This window comes from Arthrobacter sp. Soil764 (assembly GCF_001428075.1).
GTDB lineage: Bacteria > Actinomycetota > Actinomycetes > Actinomycetales > Micrococcaceae > Arthrobacter.
The window spans coordinates 96,108-115,539 of sequence record NZ_LMSI01000023.1; the positions used below are offsets into that span (position 1 = coordinate 96,108).

Here is a 19,432-nt window from a genome sequence, read left to right on the forward strand (position 1 = left end):
AGCGAAGACCGGTCGATTCGGGGCATTCTCATGAACGGCGCTGCGCGGGCCCGCCACCAGGTGGCAGGACCCGGTCAGCCCGAACGAATGGGGGAGGATCCCATGCCAGCAATTGTGATCGTAGGAGCCCAGTGGGGCGACGAAGGAAAAGGCAAGGCCACCGATCTTCTGGGCGGCCGCGTTGACTACGTCGTCAAGCCCAACGGCGGCAACAACGCCGGGCACACCGTCGTCGTAGGCGGTGAAAAGTACGAACTCAAGCTGCTGCCGGCCGGCATCCTCAGCCCCAATGCTGTTCCCATCATCGGCAACGGCTGCGTGGTGAACCTCGAGGCACTCTTCCAGGAAATCGACGGGCTCCAGGCGCGCGGCGCCGACACCTCGAAGCTCCGGGTTTCCGCCAACGCCCACCTGGTGGCCCCGTACCACCAGGTCCTGGACAAGGTGACGGAGCGCTTCCTCGGCAGCCGGGCCATCGGAACCACCGGCCGCGGGATCGGCCCCGCCTACATGGACAAGGTGGCCCGCCTGGGCATCCGCGTCCAGGACGTCTTTGACGAATCCATCCTCCGCCAGAAGGTGGAAGGCTCGCTGCGCCAGAAGAACGAACTCCTGGTCAAGGTCTACAACCGCCGCGGCGTAGTGGTGGACGAGATCGTGGAGTACTTCCTGTCCTTCGCAGACCGGCTCCGCCCGCTGGTCATCGACAGCACCCTGGTCCTGAACACGGCCCTGGACGAGGGCAAGGTAGTGCTCATGGAAGGCGGCCAGGCGACGTTCCTGGACGTGGACCACGGCACCTACCCGTTCGTCACCTCCTCCAACCCCACCGCCGGCGGCGCGTCAGTGGGCTCCGGCATCGGCCCCACCCGCATCTCACGCTCCATCGGCATCATCAAGGCCTACACCACCCGTGTTGGCGCCGGACCGTTTCCCACCGAACTCTTCGATGAGATGGGCGTCTACCTGCAGAAGACCGGCGGCGAATTCGGCGTCAACACCGGCCGCCCGCGCCGCTGCGGCTGGTACGACGCCGTCCTGGCCCGCCACGCTTCCCGCGTGAACGGCTTCACGGACTACTTCGTCACCAAGCTGGACGTGCTCACCGGCATCGAACAGATCCCCGTCTGCGTTGCCTACGACGTGGACGGCGTCCGGCACGACGAAATGCCCATGACGCAGACCGAGTTCCACCACGCGAAGCCCATCTTCGAGTACTTCGACGGCTGGACTGAGGACATCACCGGCGCCCGTACCCTGGCTGACCTGCCCGAGAACGCCCGGAACTACGTGCTGGCGCTGGAGAAGCTCTCCGGAACCCGCTTCTCCGCGATCGGCGTGGGCCCGGACCGGGACCAGACCATTGTGGTGAACGACCTCATCAACGACTGACACGCCCACCCAGGGCAGAATGACGACGGCGGCAGGCCACCTTTGCAGGTGGCCTGCCGTTTGCGCGTCCTGGCCTTTTCCTGCCGGGTGGAAAGCAATTTACACAGGCTTAACGCGCGCGGTCTTGTGGGGCTGCAAGCGCACCGGTGAGACTCGTTAGTACCCCCTGGTGCCCAAGGAAGGACCGTCATGGCCGGAAAATTTGAAGCATTCGTTGACGCTGATTCGTTTTTCCGGTTCAGGCTTCTGGCTCCGGATGGAACGGTGGTGGCTGTCTCCGGGCCGTTCCAGGACAAGCAGGCCCTCGCAGCCGGCATCGCCGCCGTCCGGGAATGCGCCGGCACCGGCCTGGTCACCGATCTCTGTCCCGCTGCGGCCGGACCCGGTCCCGCAACCCTGCCCGTTGCGGCTGGTGACGCCGTTTCCGCTGAGCCGCCCACCGCCGTCGTACCCGTGTGCGGCGACGAGCGCATGCCCGTCAGGTTGCACTCCATGGCGCTGGCAAAGGCGCCGCGCCGGCAGGCGGCACTGCCCCGGTGGACCAGGGCAGCTGCCCGCTGAGAGCTGCGAAACAAGCCAAAAAAGTTTTTTGGTATCGCGTAACCCTTTCGGGGTGCGCAGCGATTACCCCTATGAAGTGCCGGTCTGGAACCTGTCCCCCATCACGTTCCAGACCGGCTCTTTTGTCTTTCCGCACAACCGGCAGCACACGCTGGATCCTGCAGCGGCCCGCCAACCCGGCGCCGCGGCGGTGCCTGCAGCGGTAGTTACTGGAGGGTAAAGTAGGGGCAGCGTTCCCGATGTACTGAGCGCTGACCTTGCCAAATCCCTCTTTGACGGAAAGCACTACGTCAGTGACCGATGCACAGACAGACGATGCTCCGGAGCAGCCAGCTCCCGGGACCCCTGCCTTCAGCCTCGTCTACAAGACATACGCGTCGCAGGTACTGGGCTATCTCACCGCCCGGGGAGTAGAGGATCCGGAGGCCGCCATGCAGGAAGTGTTTCTTTCAGTCCTGCCCAGGCTCGACACTGTGCATGGAGGAGATGCCGGGCTGCGCACCTTTATCTTTTCGGTTGCCCACGCACGGATGGTGGATGACCACCGCCGCCAGAGCCGAAGCCCGGTCAGGCTGCCGTTCGAGCCCGAGCTTGACCAGCGCCAGGACAGTTCAGCGGAAAAACAAGCCCTGCAGCGCATTTCACCCCAGGAAATCCTCGGGCTGCTGGACGGACTGCCCCAGGACCAGCGCGAAGTGCTGTCGCTGCGCCTGGTGGGCGGCCTGACGGTGGAACAGACAGCGGAGACCATCAACAAGAGCGCCGGCGCCGTGAAGCAGCTCCAGCGGCGCGCGTTGCTGAAACTCCGGGAACTTGCGGCAGTGAGGGAGTATTTCACGCCATGACATCCCCTTCGGACAACCTCGCTAAGGTCGTTGACGATATGCTCCAGGACGCCGGCCTGGGCCAGGACGCGGAACTTCGGGACGCCCTGGTCACGCTGGGTTCCCTGGCTTCGCTGCCCGCTCCGGCACCCACCGGGGAGCTCGCCGCGCTGCTTGCCGCCGGCGGTGCGGCAAAGGAGGCTGCCTCCGATGGAACCCCGGCTGAACAGCCCGGTGATGCCCCGTCCGAGGATCAGCCGGACCATGACCATTCGAACGGTGACCGGTCGAATCGCCATCAGCCGGACGATGAACTCGCCCGCCGCCGCCGCCGGCACCGCCCCACGGCACTGGGCCTGGTCCTGGTGGCCGGGATGGGGCTGGGCGTTGGGGGAGTAGCCGCCAGCAGCACTGCACCCGGAAACAGCCCCATTGGGCACCTGCTGGAGGATTGGACGCCGTGGCGCAACACTAACGCTGGCGCGCCGGCCGCCGCCACAGGCAACCCAGCGGCAAAGGTGGACGCGAATGCGGACCTTGCCGCCCCCGCCTCAACCCCGGCGCCCGGCGGGGCTGCGGTACCGGGAAGAACCGCGTTCCGCCTCCTGCAGGGTCCTGCCGGCCTGGCCGGTTACACCGGCTCGCCGGCGTGCCTTGGCCCCGTCATGCACGACGCCGGCGCGGGCTCCGGGAAGTGCGCAGCCATACCGGCCGGGGCGCCTGGGCTGGCGGGGGCCGGCGGCAGCAAGGACGGCGGCGGAGCGGCTGCAGCCGCAGGAGCATCGGCCGGAACCCCGGCGGGACCGGCTGCGGCCGGAACGGGAAAGGCCGGGGTGCCGGCGCCGGATGCTGCGGCAGGCAGCGTGGATTCAGCCGGCGTGGACCCGGCCGGGTCGGCGCAGAAAGCGGCAGGCTCCGCGGGGACTGGAGACGCCGGGCCCGGAAAAGGCCAGGGCGGAAACCAGGGAAACAACCAGAAGCCGGCGTCCCCGGCAAAATAGCTGATATACACCAAGAGCGGGCCCGTCCAACGGGCCCGCTCTACCGTTAGGTGCCGGAAACGGTCAGGACAGGACCTGCCGCTTCGAGGAAATGACCCCGGTATCGAAACCGGCCAGGTGGAGGCCGCCGTGGAAGCGGGCGTGCTCGATCTTCACGCAGCGGTCCATCACCACATTGAGACCCGCGGCCTCCGCGTCCGCGGCCACGCCTTCATGCCAGGACCCCAGCTGCAGCCAGAGCGTCCTGGCACCCGCAGCCACTGCCTCCTCGAGGACACCGGGCAGGTCGTCGTGCTTGCGGAACACGTCAACGATGTCCGGGCTCTCCGGCAGGTCCGCCAGTGAGGCGTAGGTGGGCTGGCCCAGGATTTCCTTGACCACAGGGTTGACGAAGTACACCTTGTAGCGGGTGGAGGACAGCAGGTAGGTGGCCACGAAGTAGCTGGCCCGCGACGGTTTGTCCGAAGCGCCAACAATCGCAATCGACGTCGCCTGCCGGAGCAGGGCAAGCCGCTCCGGTGCTGACGGGCCGGACCAGGTACGTTCGGCAGTGCTCATGCGTTTGCTCCGATCGTGCAGGCGTCTGCTGGTTCTTCGATGACGGGTTCGGTTCCGGCCGCAAGGTTCGACGCCTCGGTCAGCGCCTGGTCCAGGTCCCACAGGATGTCCTCGACGTCCTCAAGGCCCACCGAAATGCGGACCAGGTCCTCCGGCACACCCGCTGATTCGAGCTGGGCAGGGCTCAGCTGCTGGTGGGTGGTGGAGCCCGGGTGGATCACCAGGGTCCGCGAGTCACCCACGTTGGCCAGGTGCGAGGCCAGCTGCAGCGACTCGATAAACTTCCGGCCTGCAGCCCGTCCGCCCTTGACCCCGAAGGAGAAGACCGAGCCTGGGCCCAGCGGCAGGTACTTGCGTGCCCGTTCGAAGTGTGGGTGCGAGGGCAGCCCGGAGTAGTTCACGTACGCCACCCGGTCGTCGTTCTCGAGCCATTCGGCCACGGCCTGGGCGTTCTTCAGGTGCTCGTCGAGCCGCTGCGGCAGGGTTTCCACGCCCTGGAGAAGCTGGAATGCAGACTGCGGCGACAGGGCCGGGCCGATGTCCCGCAGCTGTTCGCTGCGAAGCTTCGTGAGGAAGCCGTACTCGCCGAAGTTGCCCCACCAGGAGACGTTGCCGTAGGAAGCCACGGGCTCCGTCATGGTGGGGAACTTGCCGTTGCCCCAATTGAACCGGCCGCTTTCCACCACCACGCCGCCCAGGGTGGTGCCGTGGCCGCCCAGGAATTTCGTGGCGGAGTGGATCACGATGTCGGCGCCGTGCTCGATCGGGCGCACGAGGTACGGCGTGCTCAGGGTGGCGTCCACCACCAGGGGGATCCCGGCGTCGTGCGCCACCTTCGCCAGCCCCGCCAGGTCCTGGACCTCCGACGACGGGTTGGCCACCACCTCCACGAAGATCGCCTTGGTGTTCTCCCGGACCGCCGCGGCATAGTCAGCGGGGTCGGTGCCGGGCACGAACGTGGTGTCCACGCCGAAGCGGCGCAGGGTCACGTCCAGCTGGGTCACCGTGCCGCCGTACAGCTGGGAGGCTGCCACGATGTGGTCTCCGGCCTGGGTAAGCGCGGCGAAGGTGATGAACTCTGCAGCCATGCCGGAGGACGTCGCCACCGCGCCGATGCCGCCTTCGAGGGATGCGATGCGCTCCTCGAAGGCCGCCACGGTTGGGTTGCCGATGCGGGAGTAGATGTTGCCGTACTTCTGCAGTGCGAACAGGTTCGCGGCGTCGTCGGTGTCCTTGAAGACAAAGGACGTGGTCTGGTAGATGGGGACGGCGCGGGCGCCGTGTTCGGCGTCGGGAGTGCCGCCGGCGTGCAGGGCGCGGGTGCGGAAACCGAAAGTGCGGTCAGCCATCAGACAGCCACCGCCTGCGCGACGGGAGTAGCGGACAGGTCAAGTTCGGTGCCGTTCTTCCTTGCCAGGTCGGCCTCCAGTTCGCGGACGATCGGCAGGATGTCCTGGCCGAATGCGGCCACCTCCTCCTGGAAGTGCAGGTAGCAGGTGAGGAACAGGTTCACGCCGATCTTCTTGTACTCCACGATGCGCTCGGCGATCTGCTCCGGGGTGCCGATCAGCTGGGTCTTGAAGCCGTCGTTGTACTGGATCAGGTCCTCGAACGTGGAGTCGGCCCACATGCCCTTGCCGTCCTTGGTGGACGCACCGGCCTCCTGGACCGCGTCCCGGAAACCCTGGACAGCCGGCTTGTGTGCTTTCTCGACGATCTCGCGCAGGGTGTCCCGTGCTTCCTTCTCCGAGTCGCGGGCGATGACGAATCCGTTCAGGCCAAACTTCGGCGCTGCCAGCCGGCCCTCGGTGCCGCGCCGGGTTTCGCCGGCGGAGGCGACCACGCCGGCGATGTTCTCCCTGAAGCCTTCCAGGTCCTTGCCGTTGGAGAAGTACCAGTCGGCCACGCGGCCGGCCGTGGCCTGGGCCGCCGTCGAGTTTCCGCCGAAGAAGATTTCCGGGTGGGCGCGGCCGGGGACATCAACCGGCGCCGGGTTCAGGGTGAAGTCGGTGATGTTGTAGTACTTGCCGGACTGGCTGTACTCCTGCTCGGTCCACAGGCCGCGCAGGACGTTGATGAACTCCTCGGTGCGGACGTAGCGTTCGTCGTGTTCCAGCCACTCCAGGCCGAAGTTGGTGAACTCGCTCTTCAGCCAGCCGGAGACGATGTTGACGGCGGCGCGGCCGTTGGAGATGTGGTCCGCCGTGATGATGTACTTCGCCAGCACGCCGGGGTGCCACATGCCGGGGTGGACCGCGGCGATCACCTTGAGCCGCTCGGTGGCGGCCAGCAGGGCCAGGCTGAACGAGGTTGCCTCGTGCTGCTTGTCTGCTCCGTAGGAGGCGGCGTACCGGGTCTGGGTCAGGGCGTATTCGAAGCCGGACTCCTCGGCGATGCGCGCCAGCTTCTTGTTGTAGTCGAAGTCCCAGCCGGTGCGCTGTTCGATGGTGGACACCACCAGGCCGCCGGAGACATTGGGCACCCAGTAGGCGAACTTGAGCGGTTCGGAGAGTCGGGCGACGTTGCTGATCTCGGTCATGAATTTTCCTTTGCTAGGGCCCGCTGGTGCAGGACGTGCTGGATGCCGGCGATCGCCGGTTCGTTCTGGAGTGAAGTGGTATCGCCCAGCGCGGTACCTTCGAACAGTTGGGTGAGCAGCCGGCGCATGATCTTGCCGCTGCGCGTCTTGGGAACATCGGGGACCACCACGACGTCGCGCGGCTTGGCGATGGGTCCGATCTCCCTGGCCACGTGGTTCCGGAGCTCGTGGGCCACATCGCCAACAAGCCTGGCTTCAGCGCCTGCCTTCAGGACGACGAAGGACACCACCGCATGGCCGGTTTTCGGGTCCGCGACCGGACAGACCCCGGCTTCCACCACCTCCGGGTGGGACACCAAAGCGGATTCGATCTCGATCGTGGAGAGCAGGTGGCCGGAGACGTTGAGGGTGTCATCCACCCGGCCCAGGATCCAGATGTCGCCGTCGGAATCGTATTTGGCGCCGTCGCCGGCCAGGAACCAGCCGCGGTCCGCGTACTTGCTCCAGTAGGAATCGAAATAGCGGCCCGGGTTGCCCCAGACGGTGCGCGCGATGGCGGGGCCGGGGGAGTCAACCACGATATTTCCCTGGACGCCGGGCGCCACCGTCTTGCCGCCGTCGTCCACGATCCTGGTGCTGACCCCTGGCAGCGGGCGCGCGGCACAGCCGGGCTTGAAGCTGGTGTCCGTGGGGGCGGGGGAGAGGATGGTGGCGCCGGTCTCGGACTGCCACCACGTGTCTACCACGGGGGCGGTGCCGGCGCCCACGTTCTCCCGCAGCCAGCGCCAGGCCTCCGGGTTGACGGCCTCGCCCACCGTGCCCAGCAGGCGGATGGAGGAGAGGTTGTAGGTGTCCGGGACGCCGTCCGGGAACCAGCCCATGAGGGAACGGACCAACGTGGGTGCGGTGTAGTACTGCGTCACGCCGTAGCGTTCGATGATTTCGAAGTGACGGCCCGGGTGCGGGGTGTTGGGGGTGCCTTCGAAGATCACCTGGGTCACTCCGTTGGAGAGCGGGCCGTAGATTTCGTAGGTGTGTGCCGTAACCCAGGCGAGGTCCGCGGTGCACCAGTGCACGTCCTGGTCCCGCAGGGCCGCATCCGGGTTGCTGAACAGGTGCTCGAAGCTCCAGGACGCCTGCGTCAGGTATCCACCGGAGGTGTGCACCAGGCCCTTGGGCTTGCCGGTGGTGCCGGAGGTGTACATGATGAACAGCGGTGTTTCGGCGTCGAACGCCTCGGGCTGGTGCACGTCCGGGGCGTTGTCGACGACGTCGTGCCACCACACGTCGCGGCCTTCCGTCATGGGGACGGTTGCCAGGTCGGCGGCCGGGGTGGTGCGGTTGACCACCAGGACGTGTTCGATGGCGTTGTCCCCGGCGACGGCGGCGTCTGCGTTGTCCTTCACGGGGACCGCCACGCCGCGGCGGAACTGGCCATCGGTGGTGACCAGGAGCTTGGCGCCGGTGTCCTCCACCCGGAACTTCAGGGCCTCTGCGGAGAAGCCACCGAACACCAGCGAGTGGATGGCGCCGATGCGGGCCACCGCGAGCGTGATGATGATCGTTTCCGGGATGACCGGGAGGTAGATGACCACGCGGTCACCCTTGGTGATGCCCAGGGCCAGGAGCGCGTTGGCTGCCTTGGACACTTCACGCTGGAGTTCGGCGTAGGTGATGGACTTCCGGTCACCCGGCTCGCCCTCGAAGTGCAGCGCCACCTTCTGCCCGCGGCCGGCCGCGACGTGGCGGTCCACGCAGTTGGCGGCCACGTTGAGTGTGCCGCCCTCAAACCAGGTGATTTCCGGGCCGCGGCCGGCCTCCGGGTCCGCCGGGATCCAGCGGTGCGCTGTGTGCCAGGGGGTGTCCCAGTCCAGGCGGAGTGCCTGCTGCTCCCAGAAGGCGACGTTGTCCGGGCGCACGCCCGCGTTCAGGTCATAGGTTTCGGTGGTGCTCAGGCCCATCGTTTCACCGCCCATTTTTCGGCCAGCCCCAGCAGGGCGTCGGTAATTTTTCCAATGACGGCCAGCATTACGATGGCCAGGAGCAGCCGGTCGGTGCGGCCGTTGTTCTGCGAGTCGATCAACAGGAAGCCCAGCCCCATCGAGGAAGCGATCAGTTCCGCCGCCACCAGGAACAGCCAGGCCTGGGCGAGCGCCAGGCGCAGCCCGGAGAACACCGCAGGAACGACGGCGGGCAGCTGCACGGTGGTCAGCAGGCGGACGCCTTTCAGGCCGAAGGCGCGGGCGGCTTCCACCAGGTTGCGGTCCACGTGGCGCAGCGCCAGGGAAACCGTGGTGAACACTGGGAAGAACGCGCCGATGATGATGAGCGTTACCTTGGAGTCCTCGCCGATCTTCATCCACAGGATCAGCAGCGGCACCCAGGCCAGGGACGGCACGGCGCGCAGCGCGCCGATGGTGGGTGCCAGCAGGGCGTCTGCGAGTTTGGACAGGCCCACGCCGGCGCCCAGGACCAGGCCCAGGGCGGCGCCCACCAGGAATCCGATCAGGACCCGCTGGGTGGAGATGGCGATGTGGATGCCCAGTTCCCCGCGGTCCACGAGTTCGCCGGCAGCGGCCAGCACCATGGCGGGCGGAGGCAGCTGGACTACCGTGAACAGGCCGCTGGCGGACGCTGCCTGCCAGGCAGCCAGGAGGGCGGCCGGAATGATCAGGCCAAGGGGCAGACGCGCCCAGTTCCTGGTGCGGACTCCGGCGGGAGACCATCCCGTTGCCGGAGCGGGTGCCGGCACGGCACCCGCCTGGGCTGCGTCTGCCGTTGTTGCGGGGGCGGCTGCAGCACGCCCGTCCGCAACACTGCTGCCGGTGATCTTTGGTTCTCCTGGATAGCCCATCAGGAGGCCTTGACGGCTGAGGGATCAGCCTTCTTCACCAGCGAGTCATCGAGAAGGGAGGCCACGGCGTCGTCAATCTGCTTCTGCGTCTTCACGTCACCGGTTTCCACGAAGGTGGGACCGATCTTCTCCAGTACTTTGCGCTGCGCCTCCCCCGGCGCCGGGTCGACGTCCAGGTTGCTGCGCTCCAGGACCACGATCTTGGCGACGGCGGGGTCCAGGCCGGCGGCGTCGGCCAGGATCTGCGCGGTCCGGTCCGGGTTCTGTGCTGCCCAGGCGCGGGCCTTTTCATAGGCGTTCACCACTGCCTGGGCCAGTTCAGGCTTGTTCTTCAGGAACGGCTCCGTGGCGTTGAGGAAGCCGTAGGTGTTGAAGTCCAGGTTGCGGTAGAAGAGCTTGGCGCCCTTCTGCTCAGCGCCTGCCATGATGGGATCCAGCCCGGACCAGGCCTGGACGGAGCCGTTTTCCAGGGCGGTGCGGCCGTCAGCGTGCTGCAGGTTCTGTACCGTCACGTCACCGGGCTTGAGGCCCGCCTGCTCCAGTGCCTGCAGCAGGAAGAAGTAGGGGTCGGTGCCCTTGGTGGCGGCCACGGACTTGCCCTTGAGGTCGGCCACTGAGGTGATGTCCGATCCGGCGGGAGCAACCAGGGCTGCCCATTCAGGCTGGGAGAAGATGTCGATGGTCTTGATTTCCGAGCCGTTGGCGCGGGCCAGCAGCGCGGCGGACCCGGCGGTGGAACCCACATCGATGGCGCCGGAGCGCAGGGCCTCGTTGGCCTTGTTGGACCCGGCGGACTGGACCCAGTTCACGGTCACGCCTTGGTCCTTGAGGCTTGCCTCGAGCCAGCCCTGCTTCTTGATGACCAGGCTCAGGGGGTTGTAGGTGGCGAAGTCGATGTTGAGGGTGCCGCCCTTGCTGCTGCCGGCCGCGGCTGCGCTGCCGGATGAACCTTCCCCTGCAACACAGCCCGTGAGTGCCAGGACGGCGGAAGCGGCAAGGGCTGCTGCGCCAAGGACTGAACGGCGGGTGATGGGCAATGCGTGCGGCATGGGTTTCCTTTGAAAGCGGGGATGGAACGGTATGAATCAGGGGGAGGCAAGGCTGGTGCCGCCAGCCAGGAGTGGGGTCCGACGGCGGGCCGGGCCAGCAGGGCGGGTTACGGTGAGGGGAGGGGAGCCAGCGGCATGCCTGTCAGTGGCTTGGCCGTCAGCGGGATCAGTGCCCGTCCACGCCGAGCGTTTCCAACAGGGAGGCCCGCATGAGGGCGAGTTCGGCTGAGGCGCGCCCGCGGGGACGGCTGCCGGGTACCTCAACAGTCCTGGCGATCGATGCGCCCTCTCCGGCGGCATCAGGGCCAAGCACGATGATGCGGTCTGCGAGCTGGAGGGCTTCATCCACGTCGTGGGTGACCAGCAGGACGGTGGTGGGCTCTGCCCGGTGGATTTCCAGGAGCAGGTCCTGCATCTTGATCCGGGTAAGGGCATCGAGGGCGCCGAAAGGCTCATCGAGCAGCAGGACGCCCGGGTTCCGGGCCAGCGCCCGCGCCAGGGACGCACGCTGCGCCATGCCGCCCGATACCTCGCGGGGGCGGTGCTTGGCGAAATGTTCCAGTCCTACGAGTTCCAGCAGCCGGGCCACCTTGGCTTTGCCTTCCCTTGCACTGCATCCGGCCGGCAGCCCGATGGCCACGTTGGCCTGCAGCGTGTGCCAGGGCAGGAGCCGGGGTTCCTGGAATGCGAAGGCGCACCGCGGGTCAATGCCGTGCACGGGGGTGTCCTCGATGACGACTGAGCCGGCACTGGGATGGTCCAGGCCCGCCGTGGCGCGCAGGAGCGTGGATTTTCCGCAACCGGAGGGCCCCAGGATGGCCAGGACCTCGCCGGGCGCAACATCAAAGGTCACATCCCGCAGGACGGTCCGGGCTGCGGAGCCGGTGCCGAACGTGCGGCGCAGGCCGCGGAAGGACACCGGAAGGGCAGGCGCATGGGCGGAGGTGGCGGCGCCGGGCAGCGGCGACAGGACTGCGGTCATAGGATCACTCCATCGGTCCTGGCAGTAGCACCCTACGGAGCCAGCCTTCGCCGGAGTGGTCAGTTCCGGACACCCATGGCTGGAGTCCTTGCTATCACCGGGGCTGTTGGGGAGCGTCCGGCGACCAGGGTTGCTGCGGCGTCATCGATCCAGGTCTCTCGGCCGCTCGGGATGGTCAAAGACCACTACACAGCAATGAATCTGCGAGAGCAAACTCTCGCTGGAGCCGCGTAATATTCGTTCACACCACCTTCAGCCTTTAGTCATCATTCTTTTATTCGATGAATGCCTGCTGCTTGGGCGGAAGCGTAGTCTGTTGCCATGAGCCACACGAACGATCCTGCAGTCATCGAACGCCTTCTGCGAACCAGGGGCCGCTGGGCAATCGTCGGACTCACCACCAATGAGTGGCGCTCTGCGTACGATGTGTCGCTGATGATCCGCGACCGGCTCGGCATGGAAATCATCCCCGTCAACCTGCCCGGCGACCCCGTCCACGGCGAAACCGGCTACCGCACCCTCGGCGACATCCCGCCGGAAAAGCAGCCCATCGACGTCGTGGACTGCTTTGTGAACTCGCAGAAGGTGGGCAGCGTGGTGGACCAGGCCATCGCCGTGGGGGCGAAAGCCGTGTGGCTGCAGTTGGGGGTCATCGACGAGGCAGCGGCGGAACGCGCCAAGGCTGCCGGTTTGGACGTGGTGATGAACGCCTGCCCCGCGCAGCTGGCCTGGAAGTACAACCTTTAACGCTTCATCAAGTCCGTATAGTGCCGTTCGGTCACGTCCGGGTGGGCCCGCATCCGGCCCTTGAGCATGTTGAGGCCGAAGGATGCCAGGAGCGGGTTGTCCGGATCGTCCGTGATGCCCCGGGCTGCCGCCTTCAGTTCCGGAGCCAGCGGGACGGGGTCGATCACCGCGTCGAGCCGGGGCGACCAGAAGAACGGCACCGAGTAACGGTCGACGCCGGGCGGCGGTGCCTGGACGCGGTGGATGGTTGCCGCAAGGTATCCCTCCGTGGCGACTTCGAGCATCTCGCCAAGGTTCACCACCAGCGCTCCCGGCAGGGGCTCCACAGGCAGCCACTCGTTGGTACCGGGCGGCAGCACTTCGAGGCCGCCTACGTCGTCCTGGAGGAGGAGGGTCACGAAGCCGTAGTCCGCGTGCGAGCCCACGCCCTGGTCTCCGGCCGCTTCCACCACGCCGCCCACGTAGTGCACCAGCTTGCCCATCCAGGCCGGTGATTCCCGGAAGGGTTTGTCGAAGTAGTCTTCCGGCAGGTGCAGCGAAACGGCGATGGCCCTCAACAGTTCCATGCCTACCCCGGACATCAGCTCCGCCCACTCCATGGCAGCAGGCTTCAGCTCGGGGAATGTTTCGTCAGGCCAGAGGTTGGGGCCCTGCAGGAGCCAGTAGGGCTGGCCGTCCGGGTAGTCCTTGACCGGCTCGCGCTCCGGTGAGTAATCGATCTGCTCCCGCGCGTCCGCCCGGCCCTGGGTCACCTCCGTGCCCATGCGGGTGTACCCGCGGAAATGGGGGGACAGGCGGTTGTCCAGCTTCATCCGCTCCTCAAGGGGAAGGTCGAAGAAGCGCCGGATGATGTCCAGGAGCTCTTCGGCCTGGGCCGGCCGTCCACCGTAGCCTGTGACCTGGAAGAACCCGACGTCGTGGGTGGCATGCCGCAGCTGCTCAATGAACTCCGGGTTGAAGGACCCGTATGGCTGCCGTGCGGAACTTAGATCCAGAACAGGTATGGCTCCCTGGTCGCCTGACATCCTCGCAGACTAGCACCGCGCGGGTCCGCTTTATAGGCTTCCCTTATGGACCCAAGTGCGCTGCGGGAGATCTGCCTTTCGTTTCCGGGAGCCTATGAGGATTTTCCGTTCGGACCGGAGACCTCGGTGTTCAAGGTACGGGCCCACGTTGCCGGCGGGGCCCGCCATGAGGCCAAGCTGTTCGCCCTGTCATCCATGGACGAACGCGACTTTTACGTGAACCTGAAATGCGAACCGGCCCTGGCCGCGCAGCTGCGCGCAGTCCACCCTGCCATCACCGGAGCATGGCACATGAACAAGACCCACTGGAACGGCATCCGCCTTGACGGCTCGCTGCCGGACGGGATGATCCGTGACATGGTGGAGGACTCGTACGACCTGGTGGTGTCAGGCTTGAGCCGGAAGCAGCAGGAGCAACTGGGGTGGGCACGCCTCGAAAAGGCAGGCGGCAATGACTGACGCGGGACAGCTCAGCTATCCGGGGATCGGCGGCACCGAACACGGCGACGCCCCGCAGGGGTATGGCCGTGTCCTGGAGGAAGCGCGCCTTGGCACCGGATTGGACGTGTACCGGCGCGTGGCGGACGGCATCCTCGGCTGGGAACTGCAGCGGCGGGCAGGGCTGCGCGTCCGCGCCGATTCGCCGAGGGCTGTGCCGGGGATGCACGTGGTGAGCGGATTCGGCGTCGGGCCCTTCCGACTGCCCGCCCCCTGCCAAGTGGTGTGGGTGCATGAGCCTGCGCCGGAGGGTGTTCCCCAGTCCGCCGGTTTTGGTTACGGGACCCTGCCGCGTCATCCTGCGCTGGGGGAGGAATCCTTCGAAGTGGAGATCAACAGCCACGGGGAAGTGTGGCTGAGGATCCGTGCCTTCAGCAAGCCTGCCAACTGGTTCTATGCCGCCGGCGGCATAGTCACCCGCGCGGCGCAGCGCTACGTTACTTCCCGGTACATTGAAGGGGCACGCAGTCTCGCCGCGGAAGGAACATCCCAGTGATCTTTATCGTCGTCAAGTTCAAGGTCAAGCCTGAATGGTCGGAGCGCTGGCTCGATCTCGTGGGCGACTTCACCCGGGCCACCCGGGAGGAGCCGGGCAACCTGTGGTTCGACTGGTCGCGCAGCGTGGATGATCCCAACGAGTTCGTCCTGGTGGAGGCGTTCAAGGACGACGCCGCTGGGGACCACGTCAACAGCGCGCATTTCAAGAAGGCCATGGCGGACATGCCGCAGGCGCTCGCCGAAACGCCCCGGATCATCAGCCGCCAGCTCGACGGCGAAGGCTGGGACCTGATGGGCGAACTCACCATCTGACCCCATCGATTGCTCCGTAGCTGTCGTTTTGGGCGTCCTAAACGGCGGGTACGGAGCACTCGATAGCATGAAGCATGTGGATCGGGTGGAGTGAGTTCGACATCCTCCTGGGCGACGTGCACAGCCTGAAGGAGAAACGCTCCGTAGTGCGGCCCCTCCTGGCCGAACTCAAACGCCGCTTTGAAGTCTCCGTTGCCGAGGTGGGGGACCACAGCCAGTACCGGCGAACCCAGCTCGGTGTCGGCCTGGTGGCAGCCGACCGGAGGCACGTCGTGGAGGTGCTCGCCGCCGTCGAACGCTTCGTGGCGGGACGGCCCGAGATCGAGCTGCTCAGCGTCCGCCAGCGCGAGCTTCACAGCGAAGACTGATCCCATCGGTTGCTGAGTAAACGCCCTTTTGGCGCCTCAAAAGGGCGTTTATGGAGCAGTCGATGGAGGATGTGGATAACTTCTGCGGACATGCGGCTCCTTCTGCTCTGATGTAGCAATGAAGACTGCACGTCCGCTTCCTGACGTACTTGAGGGCAGGCCCTTCACTGCGGCTGAGGCGGCAAGGGCGGGGGTCTCAGCCAAGCGCTTGAGGCATCGTTCCCTCAGCAGGCTTGGTAAGGGCATCAGAGCAGACGGCCCGACGGCGGAGCTTGCGTTGGCCATGCGGGTGCGGCCCTTCATTGAGGTCAACGAGCTATGTGCTGCCTCGCACGTTACGGCCGCGGAGCTTCATTCGCTGCCGCAGCGGCGCCGGGACGACGCCTTCGACGCCTTCCACCTCATCCGTCCCGAGGGCGCAGCCCACCTGGACAGGCCCCACGTCATCGTGCACCGCATGAAGCTGTACGAGGACGAACTCGCAACGATGGACGGGATTCCGGTGACAACGCCGGAGCGGACGTGGCTCGACATGGCGGAACTGCTGTCCGTCGATGAAATCGTGGCCATGGGGGATGCATGCGTTCGCGTTCCGCGCCTCGAATTCGAGGGCCGAAGCATGCCGCTGTGCAGCATGTGGGATCTGCAGCGGACGATTGACAGGCATCGGGGAAAGCGGGGCCTCCGGAAGGCCAAGGAGGCCCTGGAACTCATCCGGGTCGGATCGGATTCGGCCCAGGAAACCATGCTCCGGCTGGCTATCGTCCGCGCGGGCCTGCCCGAACCCGAGCTGAACATCCCGATCATCACTGAGGACGGCGTCAGGCACCATGAACCGGACCTGTCTTACCGCAAATACAGGATCGGAATCGAGTACGAGGGCGAGCACCACGGCGAGGAAAGCCAGATCGCCAGGGACATAGCGCGCTCTGAACGGTACGCCGCCTTGGGGTGGACGGAGGTCAGGATCTCCAAGCGGCACATGGTCAACGATGCGAAACCGGCCGCGGCCAAAGTTCTTGTTGCCCTGGCACAGGCCGGCTGGCGGAGAGGTTCTTAAAAACGATTGCTCCGTAACTGCCCTTTTGAGGGCTCAAAAGGGCAGTTACGGAGCAGTCGATGGGTGGGTGGCGGTGGGGAGGTTCTAGCCGAAGTACTTCGGCAGGGTCCCTTCGTGGGCTTCGCGGAGGGCGTCCAGGGACAGGCCCTCCACGCCGTTGATCTCCAACTTGCCGCTGGCCGCGTCCACCACGCCGATGCGGGTGTGGGCGAAGCCGCGGGCGGTGCACATGTCAGTGAAGCGGACTTCCTCAGAGCGCGGGACGCCCACCACGGCGCGGCCCTGGGACTCGGAGAAGAGTGCCGTGAACAGGTCCACGCCGTCCCGGTCCATGACGTCCTGCAGTGCGATCCGGGCACCCACGCCGTAGCGCAGTGAGGACTCCACCAGGGCAGCCGCGAGGCCGCCTTCGGAGAGGTCGTGCGCGGAATCGATCATGCCGTCGCGGGACGCGTTGATCAGGATCTCACCCAGCGCGCGTTCGGCTTCGAGGTCAACCTTCGGCGGCTGGCCGCCCAGGTGTCCGCGCATGTTGGCCCACTCGGAACCATCCAGTTCGGCGCCCGTGGTGCCCAGGAGGTAGATGGCCTGGCCGTCCTCACGCCAGCCCGACGGCGTGCGGCGCGCGACGTCGTCGAGCTTGCCCAGGACCGCCACCACGGGGGAGGGGTGGATGGGCGTGGTGCCCGTCTGGTTGTAGAGCGAGACGTTGCCGCCGGTGACCGGGATGCCCAGCACCATGCAGGCATCGGACAGGCCGCGGATGGCCTCGGCGAGCTGCCACATGACGTCCGGGTCCTCGGGGGAGCCGAAGTTCAGGCAGTCGCTGACGGCCATGGGGATGGCGCCCGCGGTGGCCACGTTGCGGTAGGCCTCGGCCAATGCAAGCTGCGCGCCGTGGTACGGGTCCAGGTAGGTATAGCGGCCGTTGGCGTCGGTGGCCAGGGCCACGCCCAGGCCGGATTCCTCGTCCACGCGGACCACGCCGGCATCGTCGGGGAACGCCATGGAGGTGTTGCCGCCAACGTAGCGGTCGTACTGGTTGGTGATCCAGGACTTGGAGCACATGTTCGGCGACGCCACGAGTTCGGTTACAGCGGCAGCGAGCTCAGCCGGGGCGGCCGGGCGGCCGGCGTCCTGCACGGAGCCGGTGAAGGTGTCTGCCTGGACGGCGTCCTGCCACTCGGGACGGGCAAACGGGCGGTCGTAGACCGGACCGTCGTGTGCCACGGTGCGGGGATCGACGTCGACAATCACCTCGCCTTCCCAAGTGATGATCAGGCGGCCGGTGTCGGTCACCTCGCCCAGCCAGGAGTACTCCACGGCCCACTTGTCCATGACGGCCTCGAACGCCTCGACGTTCTCCGGCGTGACGACGGCCATCATGCGTTCCTGCGACTCGGACATCAGGATCTCGCCCGGGGTCAGCGTGGGGTCGCGCAGCAGCACAGACGTCAGCTCAACCTGCATGCCGCCGTCGCCATTGGAAGCCAGCTCGGACGTGGCGCAGGAGATGCCTGCCGCGCCGAGGTCCTGGATGCCTTCCACCAGCGAGCCCTTGAAGAGCTCCAGGCAGCACTCGATGAGGACCTTCTCTGCGAAGGGGTCGCCCACCTGGACTGCGGGGCGCTTGGAGGGCTTGGTGTCGTCGAAGGATTCGGAGGCCAGCACGGAGGCGCCGCCGATGCCGTCGCCGCCGGTGCGCGCACCGAACAGGACCACCTTGTTGCCCTTGCCGGAGGCGTTGGCCAGGCGGATGTCCTCGTGCCGCATGACGCCGACAGCGAGGGCGTTGACCAGCGGGTTGCCCTGGTAGACGGAGTCGAACACCATTTCGCCGCCGATGTTCGGCAGGCCCAGCGAGTTGCCGTAGCCGCCGATGCCGGCGACGGCACCGTGCATGACGCGCGCGGTGTCCGGGTGGTCGATGGCGCCGAAGCGCAGCGGGTCCATGACGGCAACGGGGCGGGCGCCCATGGAGATGATGTCGCGGACAATGCCGCCAATGCCGGTGGCCGCACCTTGGTAGGGCTCAACGAACGACGGCGAGTTGTGTGATTCGATCTTGAAGGTCACGGCCCAGCCGTCCCCCAGATTGGTCACGCCGGCGTTTTCGCCGATGCCCACCAGCATGTCCTTCTTCATTTCCTCGGTGACCTTCTGGCCGAACTGGCGCAGGTGGTTCTTGGAGGACTTGTAGGAGCAGTGCTCGCTCCACATGACGGAGTACATGGCCAGCTCGGCGCCGGTGGGGCGGCGGCCCAGGACCTTGACGATCTCGTCGAACTCGTTCTGCTTCAGGCCCAGCTCGGCCCACGGCAGTTCGGTGTCCGGGGTCTTCGCGGCGTGCTCGACGGTGTCGATGTTGAACTTCTTGGTGGTTTCCGTGGTCACTTGTCGCCTCCCACAATCTTGTTCAGTACGGAGGTGAAGAAACCCAGTCCGTCAGTGTCGGAACCGCCGATGCCGTCCAGCGATTCGGGGCCGAAGCCGGGCTCCACGGCGTGCTCCGGGTGCGGCATGAGGCCCACCACGTTGCCGGCGGCGTTGGAGATGCCGGCGATGTCACGGCGGGAACCGTTGGGGTTGAAGCCGACGTAGCGGAACACTACGCGGCCCTCGGCCTCAAGGGCGTCCAGGGTCTTTTCGTCCGCGATGTACTGGCCGTCCTGGTTCTTCAGCGGAATGGTGATCTCCTGGCCCGCCTGGTAGTCCAGCGTCCACGCGGTGTTGCTGTTCTCGACGCGCAGCACCTGGTCGCGGCAGAGGAACTTCAGGTGGTCGTTCTTGATCATCGAGCCGGGCAGCAGGTGCGACTCGGTGAGGATCTGGAAGCCGTTGCAGATGCCCAGGACAGGCAGCTTGGCGTCGGAGTTGGCGGCGTCGATGATCTTGGACATCAGCGGCGCAAAGCGGGCAATGGCGCCGGCACGCAGGTAGTCGCCGTAGGAAAAACCGCCGGGGATGACGACGGCGTCCACGTCGCCGAGTTCGCTGTCACCGTGCCAGAGTTCGACGGCGGTGCCGCCGGCCAGGCGGACGGCGCGGGCAGCGTCCCGGTCGTCAAGGGTGCCGGGGAAAGTAACGACGCCGATGCGGGCGCCGGCGAGGCGCGGCGCGGCCGCAACCGCCACGGCTTCGCCGATCAGGGGGAGTTCAGTCAT

At 66.6% G+C, this 19,432-nt stretch carries 21 protein-coding genes; 11 read left to right on the forward strand and 10 right to left on the reverse strand.

The window, feature by feature from the left end:
• Window positions 1-102: 102 nt before the first annotated feature.
• The 5 genes from ASG86_RS17245 (at window position 103) to ASG86_RS20585 (ending at window position 3,778) form a co-directional block, all read left to right on the forward strand.
• Window positions 103-1,392: an adenylosuccinate synthase gene (locus tag ASG86_RS17245; protein WP_056337478.1), complete on the forward strand. Its 1,290-nt coding sequence runs from the start codon at window positions 103-105 to the stop codon at window positions 1,390-1,392.
• Between the two features lie 189 nt (window positions 1,393-1,581).
• On the forward strand, window positions 1,582-1,953 hold the full coding sequence (locus ASG86_RS17250; protein ID WP_056337180.1) for a YegP family protein: 372 nt from the start codon (window positions 1,582-1,584) through the stop codon (window positions 1,951-1,953).
• A gap of 52 nt (window positions 1,954-2,005) precedes the next feature.
• Complete coding sequence (locus ASG86_RS20580) at window positions 2,006-2,173, forward strand: hypothetical protein (RefSeq protein WP_156386213.1); 168 nt, start codon at window positions 2,006-2,008, stop codon at window positions 2,171-2,173.
• A gap of 73 nt (window positions 2,174-2,246) precedes the next feature.
• Window positions 2,247-2,798: an RNA polymerase sigma factor gene (locus ASG86_RS17255; protein WP_056337184.1), complete on the forward strand. Its 552-nt coding sequence runs from the start codon at window positions 2,247-2,249 to the stop codon at window positions 2,796-2,798.
• Window positions 2,795-3,778 carry a hypothetical protein gene (locus tag ASG86_RS20585; protein ID WP_056337187.1) on the forward strand — a complete coding sequence of 328 codons (984 nt, stop codon included), beginning with the start codon at window positions 2,795-2,797 and terminating at the stop codon, window positions 3,776-3,778. Before ASG86_RS17255 ends, ASG86_RS20585 begins: the two co-directional genes overlap by 4 nt.
• A 63-nt stretch (window positions 3,779-3,841) precedes the next feature.
• Here ASG86_RS20585 and ASG86_RS17265 read toward each other — a convergent pair whose 3' ends face one another.
• From ASG86_RS17265 to ASG86_RS17295, 7 genes are all read right to left on the reverse strand, one after another.
• Entirely contained in the window at window positions 3,842-4,336 is a 495-nt protein-coding gene (locus ASG86_RS17265; protein ID WP_056337189.1) for a CoA-binding protein, read from the reverse strand.
• Window positions 4,333-5,685, reverse strand: coding sequence for an O-acetylhomoserine aminocarboxypropyltransferase/cysteine synthase family protein (locus tag ASG86_RS17270; protein ID WP_056337191.1), 1,353 nt, complete (start codon window positions 5,683-5,685; stop codon window positions 4,333-4,335). Before ASG86_RS17270 ends, ASG86_RS17265 begins: the two co-directional genes overlap by 4 nt.
• Window positions 5,685-6,875: a dimethylsulfone monooxygenase SfnG gene (sfnG, locus tag ASG86_RS17275; RefSeq protein ID WP_056337195.1), complete on the reverse strand. Its 1,191-nt coding sequence runs from the start codon at window positions 6,873-6,875 to the stop codon at window positions 5,685-5,687. The genes ASG86_RS17270 and sfnG overlap by 1 nt, the downstream gene beginning before the upstream one ends.
• On the reverse strand, window positions 6,872-8,836 hold the full coding sequence (gene acs / locus ASG86_RS17280) for an acetate--CoA ligase (RefSeq protein ID WP_056337481.1): 1,965 nt from the start codon (window positions 8,834-8,836) through the stop codon (window positions 6,872-6,874). Before acs ends, sfnG begins: the two co-directional genes overlap by 4 nt.
• Complete coding sequence (locus tag ASG86_RS17285; protein ID WP_082566835.1) at window positions 8,827-9,729, reverse strand: ABC transporter permease; 903 nt, start codon at window positions 9,727-9,729, stop codon at window positions 8,827-8,829. The genes acs and ASG86_RS17285 overlap by 10 nt, the downstream gene beginning before the upstream one ends.
• The gene (locus ASG86_RS17290) at window positions 9,729-10,778 is read right to left on the reverse strand and encodes an aliphatic sulfonate ABC transporter substrate-binding protein (RefSeq protein ID WP_156386214.1); all 1,050 of its coding nucleotides are present in this window, start codon (window positions 10,776-10,778) and stop codon (window positions 9,729-9,731) included. Before ASG86_RS17290 ends, ASG86_RS17285 begins: the two co-directional genes overlap by 1 nt.
• Before the next feature lie 166 nt (window positions 10,779-10,944).
• Window positions 10,945-11,760, reverse strand: a complete 816-nt coding sequence (locus ASG86_RS17295; protein WP_056337197.1) for an ABC transporter ATP-binding protein — start codon at window positions 11,758-11,760, stop codon at window positions 10,945-10,947.
• A gap of 321 nt (window positions 11,761-12,081) precedes the next feature.
• Here ASG86_RS17295 and ASG86_RS17300 point away from each other — a divergent pair, with 321 nt between their 5' ends.
• Window positions 12,082-12,507, forward strand: a complete 426-nt coding sequence (locus ASG86_RS17300) for a CoA-binding protein (protein WP_056337200.1) — start codon at window positions 12,082-12,084, stop codon at window positions 12,505-12,507.
• On the opposite strand, the gene ASG86_RS17305 is transcribed toward ASG86_RS17300, so the two are convergent.
• Window positions 12,504-13,532, reverse strand: coding sequence for an isopenicillin N synthase family dioxygenase (locus ASG86_RS17305; protein WP_056337217.1), 1,029 nt, complete (start codon window positions 13,530-13,532; stop codon window positions 12,504-12,506). The genes ASG86_RS17300 and ASG86_RS17305 overlap by 4 nt on opposite strands.
• A gap of 45 nt (window positions 13,533-13,577) precedes the next feature.
• On the opposite strand from ASG86_RS17305, the gene ASG86_RS17310 reads away from it, so the two are divergent.
• From ASG86_RS17310 to ASG86_RS17330, 5 genes are all read left to right on the forward strand, one after another.
• A complete protein-coding gene (locus ASG86_RS17310) occupies window positions 13,578-13,991 on the forward strand; it encodes an MmcQ/YjbR family DNA-binding protein (RefSeq protein ID WP_056337224.1) in 414 nt (137 codons plus the stop codon).
• Window positions 13,984-14,526, forward strand: coding sequence for a DUF1990 family protein (locus ASG86_RS17315; RefSeq protein ID WP_056337228.1), 543 nt, complete (start codon window positions 13,984-13,986; stop codon window positions 14,524-14,526). The genes ASG86_RS17310 and ASG86_RS17315 overlap by 8 nt, the downstream gene beginning before the upstream one ends.
• Window positions 14,523-14,840, forward strand: coding sequence for a putative quinol monooxygenase (locus tag ASG86_RS17320; RefSeq protein WP_056337230.1), 318 nt, complete (start codon window positions 14,523-14,525; stop codon window positions 14,838-14,840). Before ASG86_RS17315 ends, ASG86_RS17320 begins: the two co-directional genes overlap by 4 nt.
• A 74-nt stretch (window positions 14,841-14,914) precedes the next feature.
• Window positions 14,915-15,208, forward strand: a complete 294-nt coding sequence (locus tag ASG86_RS17325) for a DUF503 domain-containing protein (RefSeq protein ID WP_056337233.1) — start codon at window positions 14,915-14,917, stop codon at window positions 15,206-15,208.
• Window positions 15,209-15,491: 283 nt separating this feature from the next.
• On the forward strand, window positions 15,492-16,268 hold the full coding sequence (locus ASG86_RS17330; RefSeq protein WP_082566840.1) for a hypothetical protein: 777 nt from the start codon (window positions 15,492-15,494) through the stop codon (window positions 16,266-16,268).
• 84 nt (window positions 16,269-16,352) lie between these two features.
• Here ASG86_RS17330 and purL read toward each other — a convergent pair whose 3' ends face one another.
• The gene (gene purL / locus ASG86_RS17335; RefSeq protein ID WP_056337237.1) at window positions 16,353-18,662 is read right to left on the reverse strand and encodes a phosphoribosylformylglycinamidine synthase subunit PurL; all 2,310 of its coding nucleotides are present in this window, start codon (window positions 18,660-18,662) and stop codon (window positions 16,353-16,355) included.
• The gene (gene purQ, locus ASG86_RS17340) at window positions 18,659-19,432 is read right to left on the reverse strand and encodes a phosphoribosylformylglycinamidine synthase subunit PurQ (RefSeq protein ID WP_056337240.1); all 774 of its coding nucleotides are present in this window, start codon (window positions 19,430-19,432) and stop codon (window positions 18,659-18,661) included. Before purQ ends, purL begins: the two co-directional genes overlap by 4 nt.